The following is a 17,314-nucleotide window of genomic DNA, read 5'->3' as shown; positions in this document are numbered from 1 at the left end:
ATGCAGAAAAGTACAACCGGCAGGTACAACCCTGCCTGGCAAGCGTCAGCAATGGCCTAGAGGGGGATTACCCGCGAATGGTCCAAAACCGCTTCCAAGCGCGGGCCAAAGCTGGCACCATCGCGCCTTTTTTCATCAAGGCTCTGGTGTTGGGCTAGACCTTCGCGGTCATCCTCGCGACGTTGCACTGCAGCGATGCGACAATCTGCCCCGACAGCGACCCGAGCCCCTAGCGACCCTGTTGGCCGCCATAATGCCGCTATGCTAGCTTGGCGCACGCCAGGAAGGCCGCCAACAGCTGGGAACGCACCCGAACACATGAGGACCGCACATGGCTCAGGCCACGCCCGCGCTGGAAATCCGCAATCTGCACAAACGCTACGGCGAGCAGGAAATTCTCAAGGGCATTTCGCTGACCGCACGCGACGGTGACGTGATCTCCATCCTGGGGTCGTCCGGTTCCGGCAAGTCCACCTTGCTGCGCTGCATCAACCTGCTCGAAAACCCGCACCAGGGCGAAATCCTGGTGGCCGGTGAATCACTCAAGCTCAAGGCCGCCAAAAACGGCGACCTGATCGCTGCCGACAACCGCCAGATCAACCGCCTGCGCAGCGAGATCGGCTTTGTCTTCCAGAACTTCAACCTGTGGCCGCACATGTCGATCCTCGACAACATCATCGAGGCACCGCGCCGCGTGCTCGGCCAAAGCAAGGCCGAAGCCATCGAAGCCGCAGAAGCCTTGCTGAACAAGGTCGGCATTTTCGACAAGCGCCACAGCTACCCCGCGCAACTTTCCGGTGGCCAGCAACAACGTGCCGCCATTGCCCGTACCCTGGCCATGAAGCCCAAGGTCATCCTGTTCGACGAGCCAACTTCGGCGCTCGATCCGGAAATGGTCCAGGAAGTGCTAAACGTTATCCGCGCATTGGCCGAAGAAGGCCGTACCATGCTGCTGGTCACGCACGAGATGAACTTTGCCCGCCATGTGTCCAGTGAAGTCGTCTTCCTGCACCAGGGCCTGGTTGAAGAGCAAGGATCGCCGCAGCAGGTCTTCGAGAACCCGACCTCGGCGCGTTGCAAGCAATTCATGTCCAGCCACCGCTAACGGAGCAACACGAATGCAGACCTATAAGAAATTCCTCCTGGCCGCTGCCGCCACCCTGGTGTTCTCGGCAAATGCCATGGCAGCCGAAAAACTCAAAATGGGCATCGAGGCGGCCTACCCGCCGTTCAACAACAAGGATGCCAGCGGCCAGGTGGTCGGCTTTGACAAAGACATCGGCGACGCACTGTGCGCCAAGATGAAAGTCGAATGCGAAGTGGTCACCTCTGACTGGGACGGCATCATCCCGGCGTTGAACGCCAAGAAGTTCGACTTCCTGATCTCGTCGCTGTCGATCACCGATGAGCGCAAGCAGGCCGTCGATTTCACCGACCCGTACTACTCGAACAAGCAGCAGTTCATCGCCCCGAAAAACGTCGACTTCAAAACCGACCGCGCCTCGCTCAAAGGCAAGACCATCGGTACCCAGCGCGCCACCCAGGCAGCCACCTGGCTGGATGACAACGGCGGCATGGACGGCGAGTTCAAGGTCAACCTGTACGATGGCCAGGAAAACGCCTACCTGGACCTGACCTCCGGCCGCCTCGACGCCATCCTCGCTGACAAGTACGCCAACTACGACTGGCTGAAGTCCGCTGCCGGCAAAAACTTCGAGTTCAAAGGCGAACCGGTAAACGACAGCGACAAGGTCGGCATTGCCGTACGCAAAGGCGACAATGAGCTGCGCAACAAGCTCAATGCCGCACTCAAGGAAATTGTCGCCGACGGCACCTACAAAAAGATCAACGACAAGTATTTCCCGTTCAGCATCTATTGATTCGCCCCGACCGGCACGCCTTTGGGCGTGCTGGTCCCTAGAACGACCCTACCCATGACTATCGACCTGCACGGATTCGGTCCGGCCCTTGCGGCTGGCACTTTGATGACCGTAAAACTGGCGCTCTGCGCCTTGCTGCTGGGGCTGATCCTGGGCCTGCTCGGTGCCCTCGCCAAAACGTCCCCGGTCAAGCCACTGCAATGGCTTGGCGGCTTCTACTCGACCTTGGTTCGCGGCGTGCCCGAACTGCTTTGGGTCCTGCTTATTTATTTCGGCACCGTTGGCATGATGAACAGCCTCGGCGAGGCGCTCAACATGCCCGGCCTTGAGCTCAGTGCCTTCGCCGCCGGCGTCATCGCCCTCGGCCTGTGCTTCGGCGCCTACGCCACCGAAGTATTCCGTGGCGGCATCCTGGCAATCCCCAAGGGCCACCGCGAAGCCGGCCTGGCACTTGGCCTGTCCAAGGCGCGCATTCTGTCGCGGATCATCCTGCCGCAGATGTGGCGCATCGCCCTGCCTGGCCTGGGCAACCTGTTCATGATCCTGATGAAAGACACCGCGCTGGTGTCGGTCATCGGCCTGGAAGAAATCATGCGCCACGCGCAGATCGGCGTGACCATGACCAAAGAGCCGTTCACCTTCTACATGGTCGCGGCCTGCATCTACCTAGGCTTGACCGTCATCGCCATGACCGGCATGCACTTCATGGAAAAACGCGCCGCTCGCGGCTTTGCGAGGGCTGAATCATGAATTGGGAAGTCATCATCAAATGGCTGCCACGCCTGGCGCAGGGCGCGACCCTGACCCTGGAGCTGGTGGCCATCGCGGTGGTTGCCGGGCTGATCCTGGCCATCCCGCTGGGCATCGCCCGCTCGTCCCGCCATTGGTACGTGCGCGCCCTGCCGTTCAGCTACATCTTCTTCTTCCGCGGTACCCCGCTGCTGGTGCAGCTGTTCCTGGTCTATTACGGCCTGGCCCAGTTCGACGTCGTGCGCAACAGTTCGTTGTGGCCTTACCTGCGCGATCCGTTCTGGTGCACCGTGCTGACCATGACCCTGCACACCGCCGCCTACATCGCCGAGATCCTGCGCGGCGCGTTGCAGTCGATCCCCAAAGGTGAGGTCGAGGCAGCACGGGCGTTGGGCATGTCGCGGGGCAAGACCCTGTTCTACATCATGCTGCCGCGCGCCGCCCGGATCGGCCTGCCGGCCTACAGCAACGAAGTGATCCTGATGCTCAAGGCCAGCGCCCTGGCCAGTACCGTCACCCTGCTGGAACTGACCGGCATGGCGCGGACCATCATCGCCCGCACCTACCTGCCGGTGGAGATCTTCTTTGCCGCCGGGTTGTTCTACCTGTTGATCTCGTTTGTGCTGGTGCAAGGCTTCAAACTGCTGGAGCGCTGGTTGCGGGTAGACGCCTGCCAAGGGCGCTAAACCTTACTGGCCTCTTCGCGGGCAAGCCCGCTCCCACAGGAATGCCACCGGGCTCAAACCTTGTGCACCCTGTAGGAGCGGGCTTGCCCGCGAAGGGCTGCAAAGCAGCCCCAACCCTGCCGACCACAACCATGACCCCACTCCCCATCCTCCACAGCCACCCGCTAAGCGACCGCTTCCAGGCCCTAGACCAGTTCCTGACCGAGCACCAGCACCTGTGGAAACCCAGGCCATTCACCGCCCTGCGCCTGGAATGGGAAGCCCAACACCCAGCGCTCGCCGCCCACCTGCGCCAATCCCCCCTGGCCGATGCCGACGACGAGCCCGACCCAACCACCCTGCCCGCGCCCTTCCCACAACTGGCCCAGCAAGCCCACCACCTCAGCGCCCTGGATACACTCCCCGACGCCGGCCTACCGCCCGCTGCCCACCGCCTCGACGTCGGCGTACCCGGCCGCAAGTGGCAGCAGATCGAAGCCTTCACCCGCCGCCTGGCCTTCAACGAGCACCCCCAGCACTGGCTGGACTGGTGCTCCGGCAAAGGCCACCTTGGCCGCCGCCTGCTGCAGCCCGGCCAGCAACTGACCTGCCTGGAATACGACGCTGAGCTCGTCGCTGCCGGCCAAGCCCTGAGTGACCACCACCACCTACCCGCGCGCCATGTGCATCAAGACGTAATGGCCGCCGACAGTGCCCGCCACCTCGACAGCGACAAAACCGTGGTCGCCCTGCACGCCTGCGGCGACCTGCACGTACGCCTGCTGCGCCTTGCCAGCCAGCAAGGCTGCCGCCAAGTCGCGGTGGCCCCCTGCTGCTACAACCGCATCGAAGCGCAGCACTACCAGCCGGTATCCACAGCCGCCCAAGCCTCCAGCCTACGGCTTTCGCTGGACGACCTCGGCCTGCCATTGAGTGAAACCGTCACCGCCGGCGCCCGCGTGCGCCGCCAGCGCGACACCTCGATGGCCCGTCGCCTGGGCTTCAACCTGCTGCAACGCCAACAGCGCCAGTGTGATGATTACCTGCCCACCCCCTCGCTGCCGGTGGCCTGGCTGGACAAGCCCTTCGAGGCGTATTGCCGCGACCTGGCCGCACTCAAGCAACTCCCGCTGAGCGGCACGCCAGACTGGGCTGCCCTTGAGGCCGCCGGCTGGCAGCGCCTGGCCGAAGTGCGCAACCTCGAACGGGTGCGCAACCTGTTCCGCCGCCCCCTGGAACTGTGGCTGGTACTCGACCGCGCCCTGTTCATGGAAGAACAAGGCTATGCCGTGCGCCTTGGCTTGTTCTGCGACTACCCACTCACGCCGCGCAACCTGCTCATCCTCGCGGAACGCGACCGTTAGCCGCAGCACAACCTGTGGATAAGTCTGTGCACAAGCTTTTGATGAATGGTTGGATCCAAGCGCTATTTCAAGCGTTTGGCTTATTCCTGCAGGCAGTTCAAGGCCCGCAAAAACAGGCATTTGCGCAAAGACCAGCGGCGTATGGGTTCGGCATGCCTTTCGCGCAAGTGGGCAATGCTACTTGTGCATAAACTTTTGTTGTGCTTTCTGCAGGGGCCACAAAGCGGCCCGATGCGTCAACGGTTTTTGTTCTTGGCCAGCTCGATATCGTTCATCAACGCCTTGGCCAGCGCCGCCAGGTAATCGGCTGCGCCCAACAGCTTGTGGTCGTCTTCCATATCGCCCTCCCTGAGCAGGTGCTTGATATAGCCGAGCAGGATCGACACCTGCTCGTAGGCATCGTCGATGGGGATGCCGGGTTGTACGCGCAGCAGGTTAACCGGTGGGTTGCCGACTTCGAGGAAGGTTTCCAGGCCTGCGGTGGTGATCTCAATGTGGGGCTGGGGTGGATCGGGGACGACCTTGATCATGGCGTAAGTCCTTATTCAATTAAGGTACTGCCACTGAGTCTTTCTCACGGATTTAGGTGGCAGCCGTACGCGGGGTGAGAAACCGAGTGAATAAGGAAGCCCGGCCAGACCGAAGCCTGCCCGCGTACAGCCACCATTACGAGGTAGCACTCATTCATAATCGGGTTCTCACACCCGGTCGCCGAAACGACCCGAAAACGGTATCCGTGAGGCACTTCCCCGACAACAGCGATACTTCGGCAGCGCGCGTAGGATAGGTCCGAAGCAGGCCAACCCCGAAGCATTTGGTTTCAGCTTCAGAAATGCCTTACAGGTCACGCACCGCCACCCCTTCCAGGGTGTATCATCCGCCCCCCAAATCATTAAAAAGACACGTCGCACGCTGACCGCCAGCCCTGCGACCTTCTGGCGTTGCGCCAGAGCCGACAATGGAACAACGGACCCTCATCGTGACCCAAGCCAAGCCCCTTGCCCTGTTGACCCTCGCCATGGCCCTGACCGCGTGTGCCGGCGGCCCCCCAAGCCAGCCTTCCAGCAATCTGGGCTGGGACACCCCCGCCATGCAACTGGGCGGCGACCGAGGCCTCCCCCTGCGCGCCGACACCCCGTGCCGCAAGCGCGGCTGCGACAACGACAAGCTGTTTTTCAACCCCGGCAAAACCGAGCCAAACGTCAACACGATCCACCGCGGCTGGTAGGAAAAATCTCCTTTTAAGCCGGTGACTTAGCTCATTTGCAAACAATCGCAAGGAAGTGGTTTACAGGCGCCAAACGATCGTTATAATGACGCCCCATTGCCGGTATAGCTCAGATGGTAGAGCAACTGACTTGTAATCAGTAGGTCCCGGGTTCGATTCCTGGTGCCGGCACCATTCAAGGTTCCATAGAAAGCTTTCAAAATCTCTGGAACCCCCGAAAAACCCGCCTTCTGGCGGTTTTTTTCGTTTTGGCGTTCCGTCGGATTCCGAGGGTAGCCAGCGCTAATAAGGGTAGTTTTAAGGATAGAGGTCCGTTTCGATATCGGAGACTACCCTTATGGCCCGCACCACTGCCCCGCTTACCGACACCGCCTGTCGCACGGCAAAGCCCAGAGAGCGCGAGTACAAGCTCTTCGACGGCGACGGTCTTTACCTGCTTGTGCAACCCAACGGCCGCAAAGGCTGGCGGCTCAGGTACGTGAAACCCGATGGCCGCGAAGGCCTGACCGCCCTCGGCAGCTACCCGGTGGTCGGGCTGGGCGACGCACGCCGCAAGCGCTTCGAGATCAAGCAGCAGCTCGCCAACGGCATAGACCCCATCCAGTACAAGCAACAAACCAAGACCCAAGCCGTGATCAACGGCCGCACCTTCGAAAGCGTTGCGCTCGACTGGTATGCGAGCATGGTGCCGAAGTGGGCGCCCGGCCACGCCAAGACTGTGCTCAGCCGGTTGAAGACTCACGTATTCCCTTTGCTTGGAGCCAGGGCAATCGTTGAGTTGGACACCCACGACCTCATGCAGCCACTGGAAGCCGTGACGAAGCGCGGCACCATCGACGTGGCCCTCAGGATCAAGAACCACCTGCAAAGCATCATGCGTGAAGCCAAACGGCTGCGACTGATCACGGCGAACCCGGCTCACGACCTCGATGGCTCGATCAAGACACCACGGGTCACTCACCGACCCGCATTACCCCTATCGCGACTCCCAGAGCTATTGGCATGCATCGAGGACTACAGAGGTCGCCCGCTCACGCGCCTCACGGTGATGCTGTCGTTGCATGTATTCGTACGCTCCAGCGAACTGCGCTTCGCCCGTTGGAACGAGTTCGACCTCAAGCGCGGCATCTGGGAGATCCCCGACACCCGCCCGGCGCTGGACGGTGTGCCCTTTTCCACAAGGGGTACAAAGATGGCCGGGGATATCCACGTTGTACCCTTATCGCCGCAAGCAGTGGCCTTGCTTGAGCAGATCCACGCGATCACCGGCAAGTTCGACCTGGTGTTCGCGGGAGATGCCAAACCGTGGAAACCGATGTCCGAGAACACGGTGAATGCCGCGCTCAGGACGATGGGCTACGACACCAAGGTGGATATTTGCGGGCACGGGTTCCGAGCCATGGCATGCAGTGCGCTGGTCGAGTCCGGGCTGTGGTCAGAAACGGCCATCGAACGGCAGATGAGCCACAAGGAACGCAACAACGTGCGGGCCGCTTATACCCACAAGGCCGAGTTCCTCGAAGAACGCCGGATGATCATGACCTGGTGGAGCCGGTTTCTGGAGGCGAACCGCGAGGACCATGTGACGCCGCATGAGTTTGCCAAGCAGACGGGCAAGAACGTCACGCGCCTTCGCAGTGCCAAGAGGACCGAGTAACCCGCCGCACCACCACCTCAACTCACTGTGAAGTTACCCACAGCACCGCATGAAGCTCCTCCGCGCGGGTCCTTTCAAACGGGGCTGCAAAGCCGCCCCGTTTGAAAGGACCATACCTAAGAAAAAAACTGCTGGCACAGCTTACGTCTGTGGAAAACCACTGATGTCCACCGGGGGATACTTTTATCCACAGGCGCTAAATCCCTGTTATCGCGGTGCTTGACGAATATTGTCCACAAGCGTAGACCGGGAGTCGCAAGAGCTGTCGATGACAGCACCCCAGGTGACCCGAACCTTAAAGGTCACGACGCTCCCGCGGTGGTTCACCCGCAAGTACGATTCGCGTCCGGCAGCTCGTACGGTCACTACCCATGTGATGGATGCCAACTCAATATCGTTGCCCCTGCGGCAACCACCCTACCCATCTGCTCAGCAGCAAGCTATCCGCTTGGCCATTTCGCGTGCGCCAACCTGCGCCCGTCTCTTTCACTGGAAAGAGACGGGCGCTCCTGACACTGCTGCAGCCCTGATCGCACATGGCTCAGCGGCAATTCCCCTCGTGACAATTGCCGTGACAAACGCCGATGTCACCAGCAACAGCCATGCAGATGATGGTGCCGCAGACCAAGGAATGGCCTGCACCTGACTGACAGTCAGGCATGCCCCGGTCATCGCATTGCTGCGTTCACCCGGCTCAGGATCTCGCGGCACTGGTCTCGTCAGCCAATGCAGCCTCCACCCGCCCACCGGTAACGGTGCTCAGGAGGCCAGATCATGAGATGCCCTTGCTCCCGGTCGTAAGGAGCCGCCAGTCCCGCGTTAGAGGACATCCTCACAGGTCGCAGGGGCCTTGATCCCTGATAACACTCAACATTCTTGGCGGGATGACGTGGGGCGGAGATCGGATGATGAGGTGACTGACATGGCATTGGTGGGTAGACGCGATGGCCGCAATTTCGGTTACGGCAGGCAATTGAGCTACGCAGGGCCGCAAGCGCTGAAAGACATGTTCGGTGGCGGTCATTACGGCACGGTCAAAGCGCACTGTGATCGGTGGCAGGCATTCGTGAAGTGGTGCCGCTCCGATCAGGGCCCCGGTTTCAATGATGCGCGACAGATTGATCGGAAGGTGTTGACCGACTATGCGGCGTATCTGCGTGACCTGGTTGGGCGCGGTGATCTCGCCATCAGCACCGCACAAAATCGGCTATCTAGCGTTAACAGGACCATGGCGGCGCTTCGCGGTGATCAGTGCGTGAAATTGCCAAGCCCGAGCAAGGCGTTAGGAATGCAGCGCACCGGGGTTCGACACTCAGTGCCTCAGGGCCAAGACCGCGAACACGTTAAGCAGATCGTCGATGCGCTTTGCAGCTGTGACCAGAGACGGGCCGCAGCGATTGTCCTGTTGGCGCGAGCCACCGGCATGCGCTTGCGTGAGGCCATCTTGGCTGACCTGCCACGGCTTAGCCGTGAGGCTGAAGCCTGCGGCAAGATCAACATCCAGGACGGCACGAAAGGCGGCCGGGGTGGTGCATCGGCACCCCGGTGGATTGAGGTGGATAACCATATTCGTCATGCACTGAGGTTCGCGACGCTAGTGTCGCCAACCGGTAGCCGCAACATGATTGCGCAACGCGAAAGCTACACAGATGTTGTGCAGAGAGTAGCTGGAGCATCGCGGGAAATCCTCCATGAATACGGACTGAAAGGATTTCATGAATTGCGCGCCGCATTTGCATGTGAACGCTATGAACAAATCACCCAGCACCGTGCGCCCATTAACGGTGGCCATTGCTATGGCGTAGACCGGCACCTCGACCGCGAGGCTCGCATACAGGTCAGTTATGAGTTGGGGCATGGTCGGATCGAGATAGTCGCTGCTTACATCGGGAAGCGGGTATGACAAGAACGTTCGATATCGAGGTGCTTTTGAGTGGAGTGCTAACGGGGTCGAATGCGACGCGGCAGCGGCACCTACGGCAAGCGAAGGTGATCCAAGCTGCAATTGCGGAGCGATGGAAGCTACAGACACCATGGGCGTGGCAAAGGAAGCATGTTGTTTGGTTCCTAGAGAATCGACTAGCCAAACACAGTGAGGCCACGCGCTATCAGTATTTCCTGACGGTGAAGCTGCTCACCCTTCGGCTAAATAAATGCTGGACGTTCGCCCCCCGAACGATCGCACCCCGGAGCCCATAACGTATGGCATTTTGTCATGCTCGCGTATCAGCCGGCCCGGCCAGACGTCGCAGGTATATGGCCCCATGGCAGATGGCTGCCTGCCATCTGGCATGAAATCACTTTGCAGGATTCGCCTTCAGATGCTAAAACGCCATCAGTCATACGTTTTTCAGCCGAAACCTCGAAAGCGGACGGCGTCGAATGGCAAGGATGCAATTTCGGACGGTTCCTAAGGTAGCCAATGTCATTCTCCTTGCATGGTATTTAGGCTCAGCTGGACTCTACCGTTATGGTCACCTTGGATTTCATTGCTGCACTACAAGCTAGAGACATTTCGTTTACAAATTTCAGAAATGCACTTAAAAACCATAACCTTCCAGCCTCCACCGGCTGGGACCCGACGGTAGAAAAGCTGAAGCCAGGACTTACTGGGCAAGATAAAGAGAAGTATGCTGTAGCCATTGAGAGCATTCACAATGAGCTAACTAGCTTCGGTGACAAATGCCTTAAAGTGTTTGAAATAGACTCTGTCTATCTCAAAGCTCTAATTGAGAGCATGGCTAAAGACTTCGTCTGCGACTCTGACTTGTCTGGTCACTATCCTTACCCTATGCCTAGGGACGAACTTCAAGAGTATAATGGGGGTGCTACCTGCGTTGCATACATGCAGATCGGAAACCAGCACGACTTCATTCTTTGCTCTAAGATACGTGTCACTGAAAGGGAGGAAATGCCGGGCACCGCGCTGGGTGATGAAGCTGTCCAAGACTTTGGTGCGTTTGATGAGCTTATTGGAATTAGGAGACGGCCTGTTCAACTCTTTGACGTCATCTCCATTGACCCTGTAGCTGGCTATCTTGACATTCGGCTAGACGGCCTAAAAAAAATCAGTGCCGAAGATCTCAAACTCAGGGTCACAGCTATTGAGCGAATCATAAATGAATTCGCAAAAAAAACCTTGGGAGTCGATAGAATCTTAGCCAACCCTATAAATTTCTATCCTGCCATTGAGCGGCTCTACGAAGCTCCAGACGGTACTATTGGCGAGTTGGGGCACGTCACTGATGCCGCAGGCATATATAAAGAAAAAATGCGACGAAAGGATCTGGACGTAAGAAAAGATCCATACCATCATGGCGGGACAGAGGCCGTTAAGAACCTCAATCCCTTCTCCATTTCCAAACGTTGGATTTCGGAGCAAGGTTATGGATACCCTGAAGTTGCGATCCCAGCACACTTCTCCGTTGCAAGCAGCGAAGACCCCGTAATTGACATGATTTACATTTTTGGCTGCACTTGCATTGAGGACTACAATTTCGTGATGATGAAAGTCCTTTAATATCATGACTAGAGAAGAGATAGTCGCCCTAATAGAAGAAAGCGCACCATCAGAGCCACTGATGAGCGCAAGTCTTCTTATGGTTGACTATCTCCTTTCTGAAAAAGTTATCAACCACCTTACATTTACTAGAATAAGTAAAATAATAAGCGCCCCTGACATTTCATTGGCGATATTAACAGTCCAATACCTCACCGGGTATCCTCTTCGAATACTCGAAGCGAAATTCGAATTCATAGATGGTGATGAATCGTATCCACTCACGCCGGAAGAGTTAAGCGAAGCTAGACGCACTGGCGTATTTTACCACCCAGAAAGCGGCCAAAGTTTCGAAGGCTTCGAGACAAAAATCTATCCCTATTTTACTATTGGCCAAGCCTTCTCACAGGAGGCGCAATAGTGAGCAAGACATCAATTGGCGACTACAGCCTCAACGACCTGAAAGTTTTGGCACCACACATTCCCGGGATAGGAAACTTCATAAATCGGCTATTAGCCGATAGCTACGAAGACTTTGTCGAGGCGTTGCGCATCGATATTGATGAAATAGTCTCAAAACTTCAAGAAAACCCCGAACTATTGTCCGAAGACGGGGAAGATCGACTCACATCTGAAATAAAACGAAGCCTCACACACATGGGTTACAAGGCTACGCATGACGAAAAAATTGGCGGACATTCCGATTTGGCGGTCAGAGGTCAAAAAAACTATTTGTGGATCGGCGAAGCAAAAATACATAGTTCGTATGACTATCTCTATCAGGGCTTTCAGCAGCTAACAACACGCTACTCAACTGGAGATGTTAACCAAGACCAAGGAGGGATGCTGATATACATTAGGAACCGCGATGCGAATGCAGTTGTTACAAACTGGCGACAGCATTTACGGGAAAAATCTCTAGATAGCTTCGAAGAAAGCGACTGTAAACATCGTCCTAACTTTGCCTTTATTACAAAGCACAGCCACTCTAGATCAGGGACCCCGTTCACGGTTCGACATATTGGAGTCATCCTTGGTTTCGATCCTCAAGACCGTCGCTGAGTGCTCTAGCTTCTTCATCGTACTTAGCGCCAGGGCACTTATAACTTAGTGCCGCCATCGACCTTTCTCGAACACCCCGGAATCTCTAGGAAGGCTCACATGCAGAAGCCAGTTAAATACCTAAGGATAGTTTTAGGGATAGAAAATAAATAACCCTATAATTAAGTGCATACATTTCAATTATTTATAATATTTTTCGACTCTTGGTGCCGCACCATACGCAGTATCAAAAAAGGCTCACCGAAAGGTGGGCCTTTTTTGCTTGTGCCGTCACTTAAACGGTAATTTGAAAGCCCCCCGCAAGCCCCACCCCACCTTGATCTCAATCAAAACCCAAACCACCAAACCGCCTAGCGTGAAATCAGCCCCCACCTGCGAGGACTGAACACCATGCCCAAAAAATTCCCCACCCACCCCAGCCACCCCGAGCGCATCTGCTGGGGCTGCGACCTCTACTGCCCAGCCAAGGCACTGGCCTGTGGCAATGGGTCAGACCGGACCATGCATCCAGTGGAGTTGTTCGGCGAGGACTGGGACAGGTTTGAGGACCGGTTGGATAAGCCGATTGATGAGGTGTCGGGGGTGCAGTGCAGTTGATTGTGGGTGGGAAAGGGGCCGCTTTGCGGCCCATTCGCAGCACAAGGCTGCTCCTACAGGGGGGCGTCAGAATGACGTGCTGAGCGTCAGCGACAGATTGCGGGGGTCACCATAGATCGCCCCGGCATAGAAGCCGTAGCGGGTGTAGTAATGCTTGTCGAACAGGTTATTGGCATTGAGGCTGACGCTGGTCTCATCCGTCAGCTGGTACTTGGCCATGGCATTCCAGATCGCATACCCCGACCAGTTGACGTCGGTCGAGCCTGCGCTCACGCCATTGGTGGGCTGGCCTGCGGGGCTGGATACCGCGCGGATGTTGCTCTGCGCAGTAACCCCCGCACCAAGCGTCAGGCGGTCCAGTGGGCCGGAGAGGCGGTAGGTGGTGGAGGCCTTGAACAGGTGTGACGGGTCGCTGCGGCCGTCGCTGTCGATGCGGCGGAAGTGCAGGTAGGTGTAGCCGGCGTACACGTTCCAGCTGGGGGTCAGTGCGCCGGCGATTTCCAGGTCGATGCCGTCGGTTTCCTGGCCGGAACCGGCCTTGTAGGCGTCGTTGCCGGTTGGGGTGGTCAGGTCGCCGTCCAGCACGGCTTTGTTTTCCTGCTTGGTGCGGAAGTACGCGGCCGAGGCATTCAGGCGGCCATCGAACCATTCGCCTTTGATACCGGTTTCGTAGCTTTGGCCGCGAATGGGTTCGACTTTGCTGCCGCTGCTGGTCTCGGCGGTTTGTGGGGTGAAGATGTCGGTGTAGCTGGCGTACAGCGAGTAGGTGTCGTTGAGGTCGTAAATTGCCCCCAGGTAGGGGGTGACGATGCCGTTTTCTTCCTGGCTGGTGCGCACGCCGGCGTTACTGCGGGTAATGGCCGAGTAGTTGCTGGTACGCACGCCGACGATTACCGACAGTGGGTCGGTGATGCTCAGGCGGGTCGCTGCGTACATGCCTTGCAGGCGGGTGGTGGTTTTGCTGTGGCGGCCGGTGCGCGAGGCGAGCATGTCGTAATCGTCATCCACGCCATTGCGCCAGTCGGTCAGCGGGAAGCCGTTGTTGGCGCGGAACTGGCAACCCAGCGCTGCGGCGCTGACTTGGCTGTCGCTGACCATGTTGCAGGTGTATTCCGGCGACCAGGCGACAGTGCGGCTGTCGTTGTAGCCGACCATCGCTTGGTGGGTGCGGCCAAACAGCTGGAACGGGCCGGACAGGTCGATTTGCGCAGACTGCTGGGTGGTGTCGCTGGAGCTGTGCAGGCCGTTGAGCACGGCGCCGCTGCCGTCCTGGTCCCAGTAGCCGCCAAAGCTGCCGCGCCCGGCCGAGTTGACCTTGGCCAAGCCGCGGTGGTTGAGGGCCTCGGCGGTGCTTTGCGCGGCCTTGAGGTTCAGCGACCAGTCGTTGTCGAAGCGGTGTTCGAGGGAGCCGAAGGCGGTGCGGGTGGTGTACTCGCCAAAGCTCCAGCTCGGCACTACGTTGGTGCTGCGCGGCAGGTCGGTCTTGCTGCCGTCGCCGTACCAGATCGGGATGTTCGCGCCCCAGCCGCCGCCGACGACTTTGTTGTATTCGTACTGGTAGCCGGCGCCCAGGGTGGTGGCGTCGTCGAGGTCGAATTCGAAGTTGGCCAGCGCGGCGCGGGAGCGTTCGGACTGGTTGTCGCGGAACGAGTTGGCGTCCTGCTGAGTCATCACGAAGCGCGAACGCAGGCGGCCGTCTTCGGACAGCGGCAGGTTAAGGTCGGCGCCCAGGCGGCGTTTGTCCCAGCTGCCATAGGTGGCGTAGGCGCTGCCGCCAAAGGTTTTGGTCGGGGCCTTGCGGATCAGGTTGACGGTGGCCGACGGGTCGCCGGTGCCGCCGAGCAGGCCGTTGGCGCCACGGACGATATCGATGCGCTCGTACAGGTCCATGTTCAGCGCATTACCCCCGCCGCTGAAATCGGAACCGCCCTGGAACTGCAGGCCATCGACCTTCCAGTTGGTGATGGAATAACCGCGGGCGCGGTAGTCGGTGCGGCCGCCCACTTCGGCCTTGCTCGCGGTCACGCCTGGCGTGGTTTCCAGCGCCTGCTCGATGGTGTGGATGGCGCGGTCGTCCATCTGCTGGCGGGTGATGGTGGTCACCGACTGCGGTGTTTGACGCGGCGTCAGCTTGAGGCCGGTCGAACTGCGGCTGCTCTCGACCGTGTACCCTAGCTGGCCCGTTTCATCGGCAGGCACCAGCGCGCTGTCTTCGATCTGCGTGGCATCCAGCTCCAGGGGCTGGCTGTCAGCCGCCATCGCTCCACCGCTGATGGCCACGGCAATGAAGAAGGCCAGCGGGTTGAGGCGACTTCCGCCTCGGCTGATGGGAGAGAAGTCGTTCATGATGCTCCGAGGTTTCATTTGGGAAGGTTTCGTATTCGCAGATGATTTTTTGTTACGATTCTAGGGATCCGCCCTTGGGGCTCCAGGCCCGGCTTGTACGGGCTTGTAATCGAACGTAACGAGCGCCACCGGCCCTCATCGAACAGGTGTTTTTTGAAATGAGCACGACCCTGCTGGTTGTCGACGATGACGACGAGATCCGCGAACTTCTCTGCGATTACCTGACCGATGCCGGCTATACCGTGCTAGCGGCCGCTGACGGCGACGGGATGCGCCAGCAACTGGCGCTGCATAAAGTCGAGCTGGTGGTGCTGGACTTGATGCTGCCCGGCGAGGATGGCTTGAGCCTGTGCCGCCAGTTGCAATCGACGCCCGGGTTGGCGGTGATCATGTTGTCGGCCAAAGGCAGCACGCTGGACCGCATCATTGGCCTGGAAGTGGGCGCGGACGATTACCTGGCCAAACCCTTCGAACCGCGCGAGCTGATTGCCCGGATAAAAGCGGTGTTGCGGCGCCCGCAGCGCCTCGATACGCCGGTTGCAAAGCCCGCGGTGGAAGCGCAGCAGTTCGCCGGGTTTCGCCTCGACCACGTCAAACGCCTGCTCACCCGCCCTGACGGCGAAACGCTGACCCTGCCCCGCTCCGACCACCGCGTATTGCGCGAGCTGCTGGAGGCCAACAACCGCGTGGTGTCCCGCGATCAGCTGACCCGCAGTGCGTTCGGCCGCGACCACCTGCCTGACGACCGCTCGGTGGACATGTGCGTCAGCCGCCTGCGCCAGCAATTGCGGCGCGCGCCGGGCGGCACAGCGCAGATCCTCACCATCCGCAACGAAGGCTACTTGCTGAGCGTTGCGCGCAGCGAGGCTGATGCCTGACATGCGCTGGCTTCGCCGGCTGTGGCCGCGCACGCTGTTTGGCCAACTGCTGTTGATCATGGTCAGCGGCACCGTGGTGATCCAGTTGATGTCGAGCAGCATCTGGTTCGATGTGCGTTTCGCCCAGGTGCTCGAGGCCCCTGTTCGGCTGATTGCCGCCCGCAGCGCGCCGCTGATTGCCAGTGCCAATTGCCATGGCAGCCCGACGCAGGCACCTGCCCACTATCAGTTGCGCTGTGCCGAAAACCTGCCCGCGGCGGAACACGACGAACGCAGAGGGCGCAAGCGTATCGAGCTGCTGCTGCAACAGGCCCTCAACTACGAACTGGGCCACGCCCAGGAGGTGCGCCTGCTGAAGGTGCACCTGACCGATGAACTGGGCCAACCGATTGTCTGGCGCAGCCTGTTCGGTTTGCGCACGGCGCAGGCCCATATCGCGTTTGCCGTGCCGCTGGCCGATGGGCATTGGCTGACCATCGATGGCCAGGAGCTGCAGGGCTGGAGCGGCGAGTCCGCCTGGGTGTTGATCAGCGATTACCTGCTGCGGGTGTATGCCCTGCGCATCGTCGCTGTGCTGCTGGTGTGCCTGGTGGCGGTGCGCTTGTGCCTGCGCCCGTTGCGGCGCCTGGCGGATGCCGCGCGCGGCCTGGGCAGCAACCTGGAACAGCCGCCCTTGGCGCTGGACGGGCCGGAAGAAGTGCGCCAGGCCGCCCAGGCCTTCAACGCGATGCAGCAGCGGTTGATTGCGATGGTCAACGACAAGGCCTATTTCCTGGCTGCCGTGTCCCACGACTTGCGCACCCCACTGACCCGCATGCGCCTGCGCCTGGAGCGCTTGCCGGACGACGAGCATCGCCAGCGCCTGCGGCAGAACATCACGCAGATGGACGACATGATTGGCCAAGTGCTCGATTACCTGCGGGCCGGGGAGCAGCAAAACCTGCAACAGGTGGACCTGGACCGGCTGGTGACGCGGCAGTGTGCCGACTTGTCCACAGCCCGCGAGCCACTGCCGGTTCATGGCCAGGGCGGCAGCTTGCGGGCTGATGCGCTGCTGCTGCAGCGTTGCCTGCAGAATTTGCTGGTCAACGCCTTGCGATATGGCAAGGAAGTTTCGGTCACGCTGGAGCGCGCGACCACGGGGGTTTATATCCATGTCGATGACCGAGGGCCGGGGATCGCGCCAGGCTTGCTGGCGACGGTTACCGACCCGTTCGTACGGGGTGAAGGGTCGCGTAACCAGGCGTCTGGCGGGTATGGCTTGGGGTTGAGTATTGCCCAGCGGATCGCGGCCAGCCATGGCGGCGAGTTGCTGTTGTGCAACCGCGACGGCGGTGGGCTGCGGGCCAGCGTGCTGTTACCTCGATAACCTGTCACCGCTCCTACAA

The 17,314-nt window shown here is 59.4% G+C and carries 16 protein-coding genes and 1 tRNA gene; 15 read left to right on the top strand and 2 right to left on the bottom strand.

The genetic code is table 11. The features are described from left to right. Positions 1–331 precede the first annotated feature (331 nt). The 5 genes from HU764_RS26950 (at position 332) to HU764_RS26930 (ending at position 4,659) form a co-directional block, all read left to right on the top strand. Positions 332–1,105 carry an ABC transporter ATP-binding protein gene (locus tag HU764_RS26950; RefSeq protein ID WP_027594260.1) on the top strand — a complete coding sequence of 258 codons (774 nt, stop codon included), beginning with the start codon at positions 332–334 and terminating at the stop codon, positions 1,103–1,105. 13 nt (positions 1,106–1,118) lie between these two features. Continuing rightward, a complete protein-coding gene (locus tag HU764_RS26945) occupies positions 1,119–1,880 on the top strand; it encodes an ABC transporter substrate-binding protein (RefSeq protein WP_099428098.1) in 762 nt (253 codons plus the stop codon). 54 nt (positions 1,881–1,934) lie between these two features. Beyond that, positions 1,935–2,630, top strand: a complete 696-nt coding sequence (locus HU764_RS26940) for an ABC transporter permease (RefSeq protein WP_186703144.1) — start codon at positions 1,935–1,937, stop codon at positions 2,628–2,630. Continuing rightward, positions 2,627–3,316 (top strand): ABC transporter permease, encoded by a 690-nt coding sequence (locus tag HU764_RS26935; protein ID WP_186703143.1) that lies wholly within the window; start codon positions 2,627–2,629, stop codon positions 3,314–3,316. The genes HU764_RS26940 and HU764_RS26935 overlap by 4 nt, the downstream gene beginning before the upstream one ends. Before the next feature lie 131 nt (positions 3,317–3,447). Next, entirely contained in the window at positions 3,448–4,659 is a 1,212-nt protein-coding gene (locus tag HU764_RS26930) for a methyltransferase (RefSeq protein WP_186703142.1), read from the top strand. Between the two features lie 236 nt (positions 4,660–4,895). On the opposite strand, the gene HU764_RS26925 is transcribed toward HU764_RS26930, so the two are convergent. Further along, the gene (locus HU764_RS26925) at positions 4,896–5,189 is read right to left on the bottom strand and encodes a DUF3077 domain-containing protein (protein WP_186703141.1); all 294 of its coding nucleotides are present in this window, start codon (positions 5,187–5,189) and stop codon (positions 4,896–4,898) included. A 449-nt stretch (positions 5,190–5,638) separates the two neighbouring features. Between HU764_RS26925 and HU764_RS26920 the strand changes: the two genes are divergently transcribed. The 8 genes from HU764_RS26920 to HU764_RS26885 all read left to right on the top strand — a co-directional run bounded on the left by HU764_RS26920 (position 5,639) and on the right by HU764_RS26885 (position 12,702). Beyond that, entirely contained in the window at positions 5,639–5,887 is a 249-nt protein-coding gene (locus HU764_RS26920) for a hypothetical protein (protein WP_186703181.1), read from the top strand. Positions 5,888–5,985: 98 nt separating this feature from the next. Then, positions 5,986–6,061: transfer RNA gene (locus tag HU764_RS26915), tRNA-Thr, on the top strand. A gap of 163 nt (positions 6,062–6,224) precedes the next feature. Continuing rightward, on the top strand, positions 6,225–7,544 hold the full coding sequence (locus tag HU764_RS26910; RefSeq protein ID WP_186703140.1) for a tyrosine-type recombinase/integrase: 1,320 nt from the start codon (positions 6,225–6,227) through the stop codon (positions 7,542–7,544). 922 nt (positions 7,545–8,466) lie between these two features. Further along, the gene (locus HU764_RS26905) at positions 8,467–9,447 is read left to right on the top strand and encodes an integrase domain-containing protein (RefSeq protein ID WP_186703139.1); all 981 of its coding nucleotides are present in this window, start codon (positions 8,467–8,469) and stop codon (positions 9,445–9,447) included. 567 nt (positions 9,448–10,014) lie between these two features. Then, on the top strand, positions 10,015–11,064 hold the full coding sequence (locus tag HU764_RS26900; RefSeq protein WP_186703138.1) for a hypothetical protein: 1,050 nt from the start codon (positions 10,015–10,017) through the stop codon (positions 11,062–11,064). Between the two features lie 4 nt (positions 11,065–11,068). After that, positions 11,069–11,464 carry a hypothetical protein gene (locus HU764_RS26895; protein WP_186703137.1) on the top strand — a complete coding sequence of 132 codons (396 nt, stop codon included), beginning with the start codon at positions 11,069–11,071 and terminating at the stop codon, positions 11,462–11,464. Then, positions 11,464–12,105: a hypothetical protein gene (locus tag HU764_RS26890; RefSeq protein ID WP_186703136.1), complete on the top strand. Its 642-nt coding sequence runs from the start codon at positions 11,464–11,466 to the stop codon at positions 12,103–12,105. Before HU764_RS26895 ends, HU764_RS26890 begins: the two co-directional genes overlap by 1 nt. A 390-nt stretch (positions 12,106–12,495) precedes the next feature. Further along, positions 12,496–12,702: a DUF3079 domain-containing protein gene (locus HU764_RS26885; RefSeq protein ID WP_099428088.1), complete on the top strand. Its 207-nt coding sequence runs from the start codon at positions 12,496–12,498 to the stop codon at positions 12,700–12,702. A 66-nt stretch (positions 12,703–12,768) separates the two neighbouring features. Here HU764_RS26885 and HU764_RS26880 read toward each other — a convergent pair whose 3' ends face one another. After that, complete coding sequence (locus tag HU764_RS26880) at positions 12,769–15,066, bottom strand: TonB-dependent siderophore receptor (RefSeq protein WP_027595216.1); 2,298 nt, start codon at positions 15,064–15,066, stop codon at positions 12,769–12,771. Positions 15,067–15,206: 140 nt separating this feature from the next. On the opposite strand from HU764_RS26880, the gene HU764_RS26875 reads away from it, so the two are divergent. Both HU764_RS26875 and HU764_RS26870 read left to right on the top strand, forming a co-directional pair. Next, positions 15,207–15,926: a response regulator gene (locus HU764_RS26875; protein ID WP_186703135.1), complete on the top strand. Its 720-nt coding sequence runs from the start codon at positions 15,207–15,209 to the stop codon at positions 15,924–15,926. 1 nt (position 15,927) lies between these two features. Beyond that, entirely contained in the window at positions 15,928–17,295 is a 1,368-nt protein-coding gene (locus tag HU764_RS26870; protein WP_186703134.1) for an ATP-binding protein, read from the top strand. The last annotated feature ends 19 nt before the right edge of the window (positions 17,296–17,314 follow it).

This window comes from Pseudomonas kermanshahensis, from assembly GCF_014269205.2.
GTDB classification, from domain to species: Bacteria; Pseudomonadota; Gammaproteobacteria; order Pseudomonadales; family Pseudomonadaceae; genus Aquipseudomonas; species Aquipseudomonas kermanshahensis.
This window is presented reverse-complemented; position numbering and strand designations above follow the sequence as displayed.

Coding starts and splice junctions, on each gene's coding strand:
- HU764_RS26950 (WP_027594260.1), top strand. CDS start 332: ATGGCTCAGGCCACGCCCGCGCTGGAAATCCGCAATCTGCACAAACGC.
- HU764_RS26945 (WP_099428098.1), top strand. CDS start 1,119: ATGCAGACCTATAAGAAATTCCTCCTGGCCGCTGCCGCCACCCTGGTG.
- HU764_RS26940 (WP_186703144.1), top strand. CDS start 1,935: ATGACTATCGACCTGCACGGATTCGGTCCGGCCCTTGCGGCTGGCACT.
- HU764_RS26935 (WP_186703143.1), top strand. CDS start 2,627: ATGAATTGGGAAGTCATCATCAAATGGCTGCCACGCCTGGCGCAGGGC.
- HU764_RS26930 (WP_186703142.1), top strand. CDS start 3,448: ATGACCCCACTCCCCATCCTCCACAGCCACCCGCTAAGCGACCGCTTC.
- HU764_RS26925 (WP_186703141.1), bottom strand. CDS start 5,189: ATGATCAAGGTCGTCCCCGATCCACCCCAGCCCCACATTGAGATCACC.
- HU764_RS26910 (WP_186703140.1), top strand. CDS start 6,225: ATGGCCCGCACCACTGCCCCGCTTACCGACACCGCCTGTCGCACGGCA.
- HU764_RS26905 (WP_186703139.1), top strand. CDS start 8,467: ATGGCATTGGTGGGTAGACGCGATGGCCGCAATTTCGGTTACGGCAGG.
- HU764_RS26900 (WP_186703138.1), top strand. CDS start 10,015: ATGGTCACCTTGGATTTCATTGCTGCACTACAAGCTAGAGACATTTCG.
- HU764_RS26895 (WP_186703137.1), top strand. CDS start 11,069: ATGACTAGAGAAGAGATAGTCGCCCTAATAGAAGAAAGCGCACCATCA.
- HU764_RS26885 (WP_099428088.1), top strand. CDS start 12,496: ATGCCCAAAAAATTCCCCACCCACCCCAGCCACCCCGAGCGCATCTGC.
- HU764_RS26880 (WP_027595216.1), bottom strand. CDS start 15,066: ATGAAACCTCGGAGCATCATGAACGACTTCTCTCCCATCAGCCGAGGC.
- HU764_RS26875 (WP_186703135.1), top strand. CDS start 15,207: ATGAGCACGACCCTGCTGGTTGTCGACGATGACGACGAGATCCGCGAA.
- HU764_RS26870 (WP_186703134.1), top strand. CDS start 15,928: ATGCGCTGGCTTCGCCGGCTGTGGCCGCGCACGCTGTTTGGCCAACTG.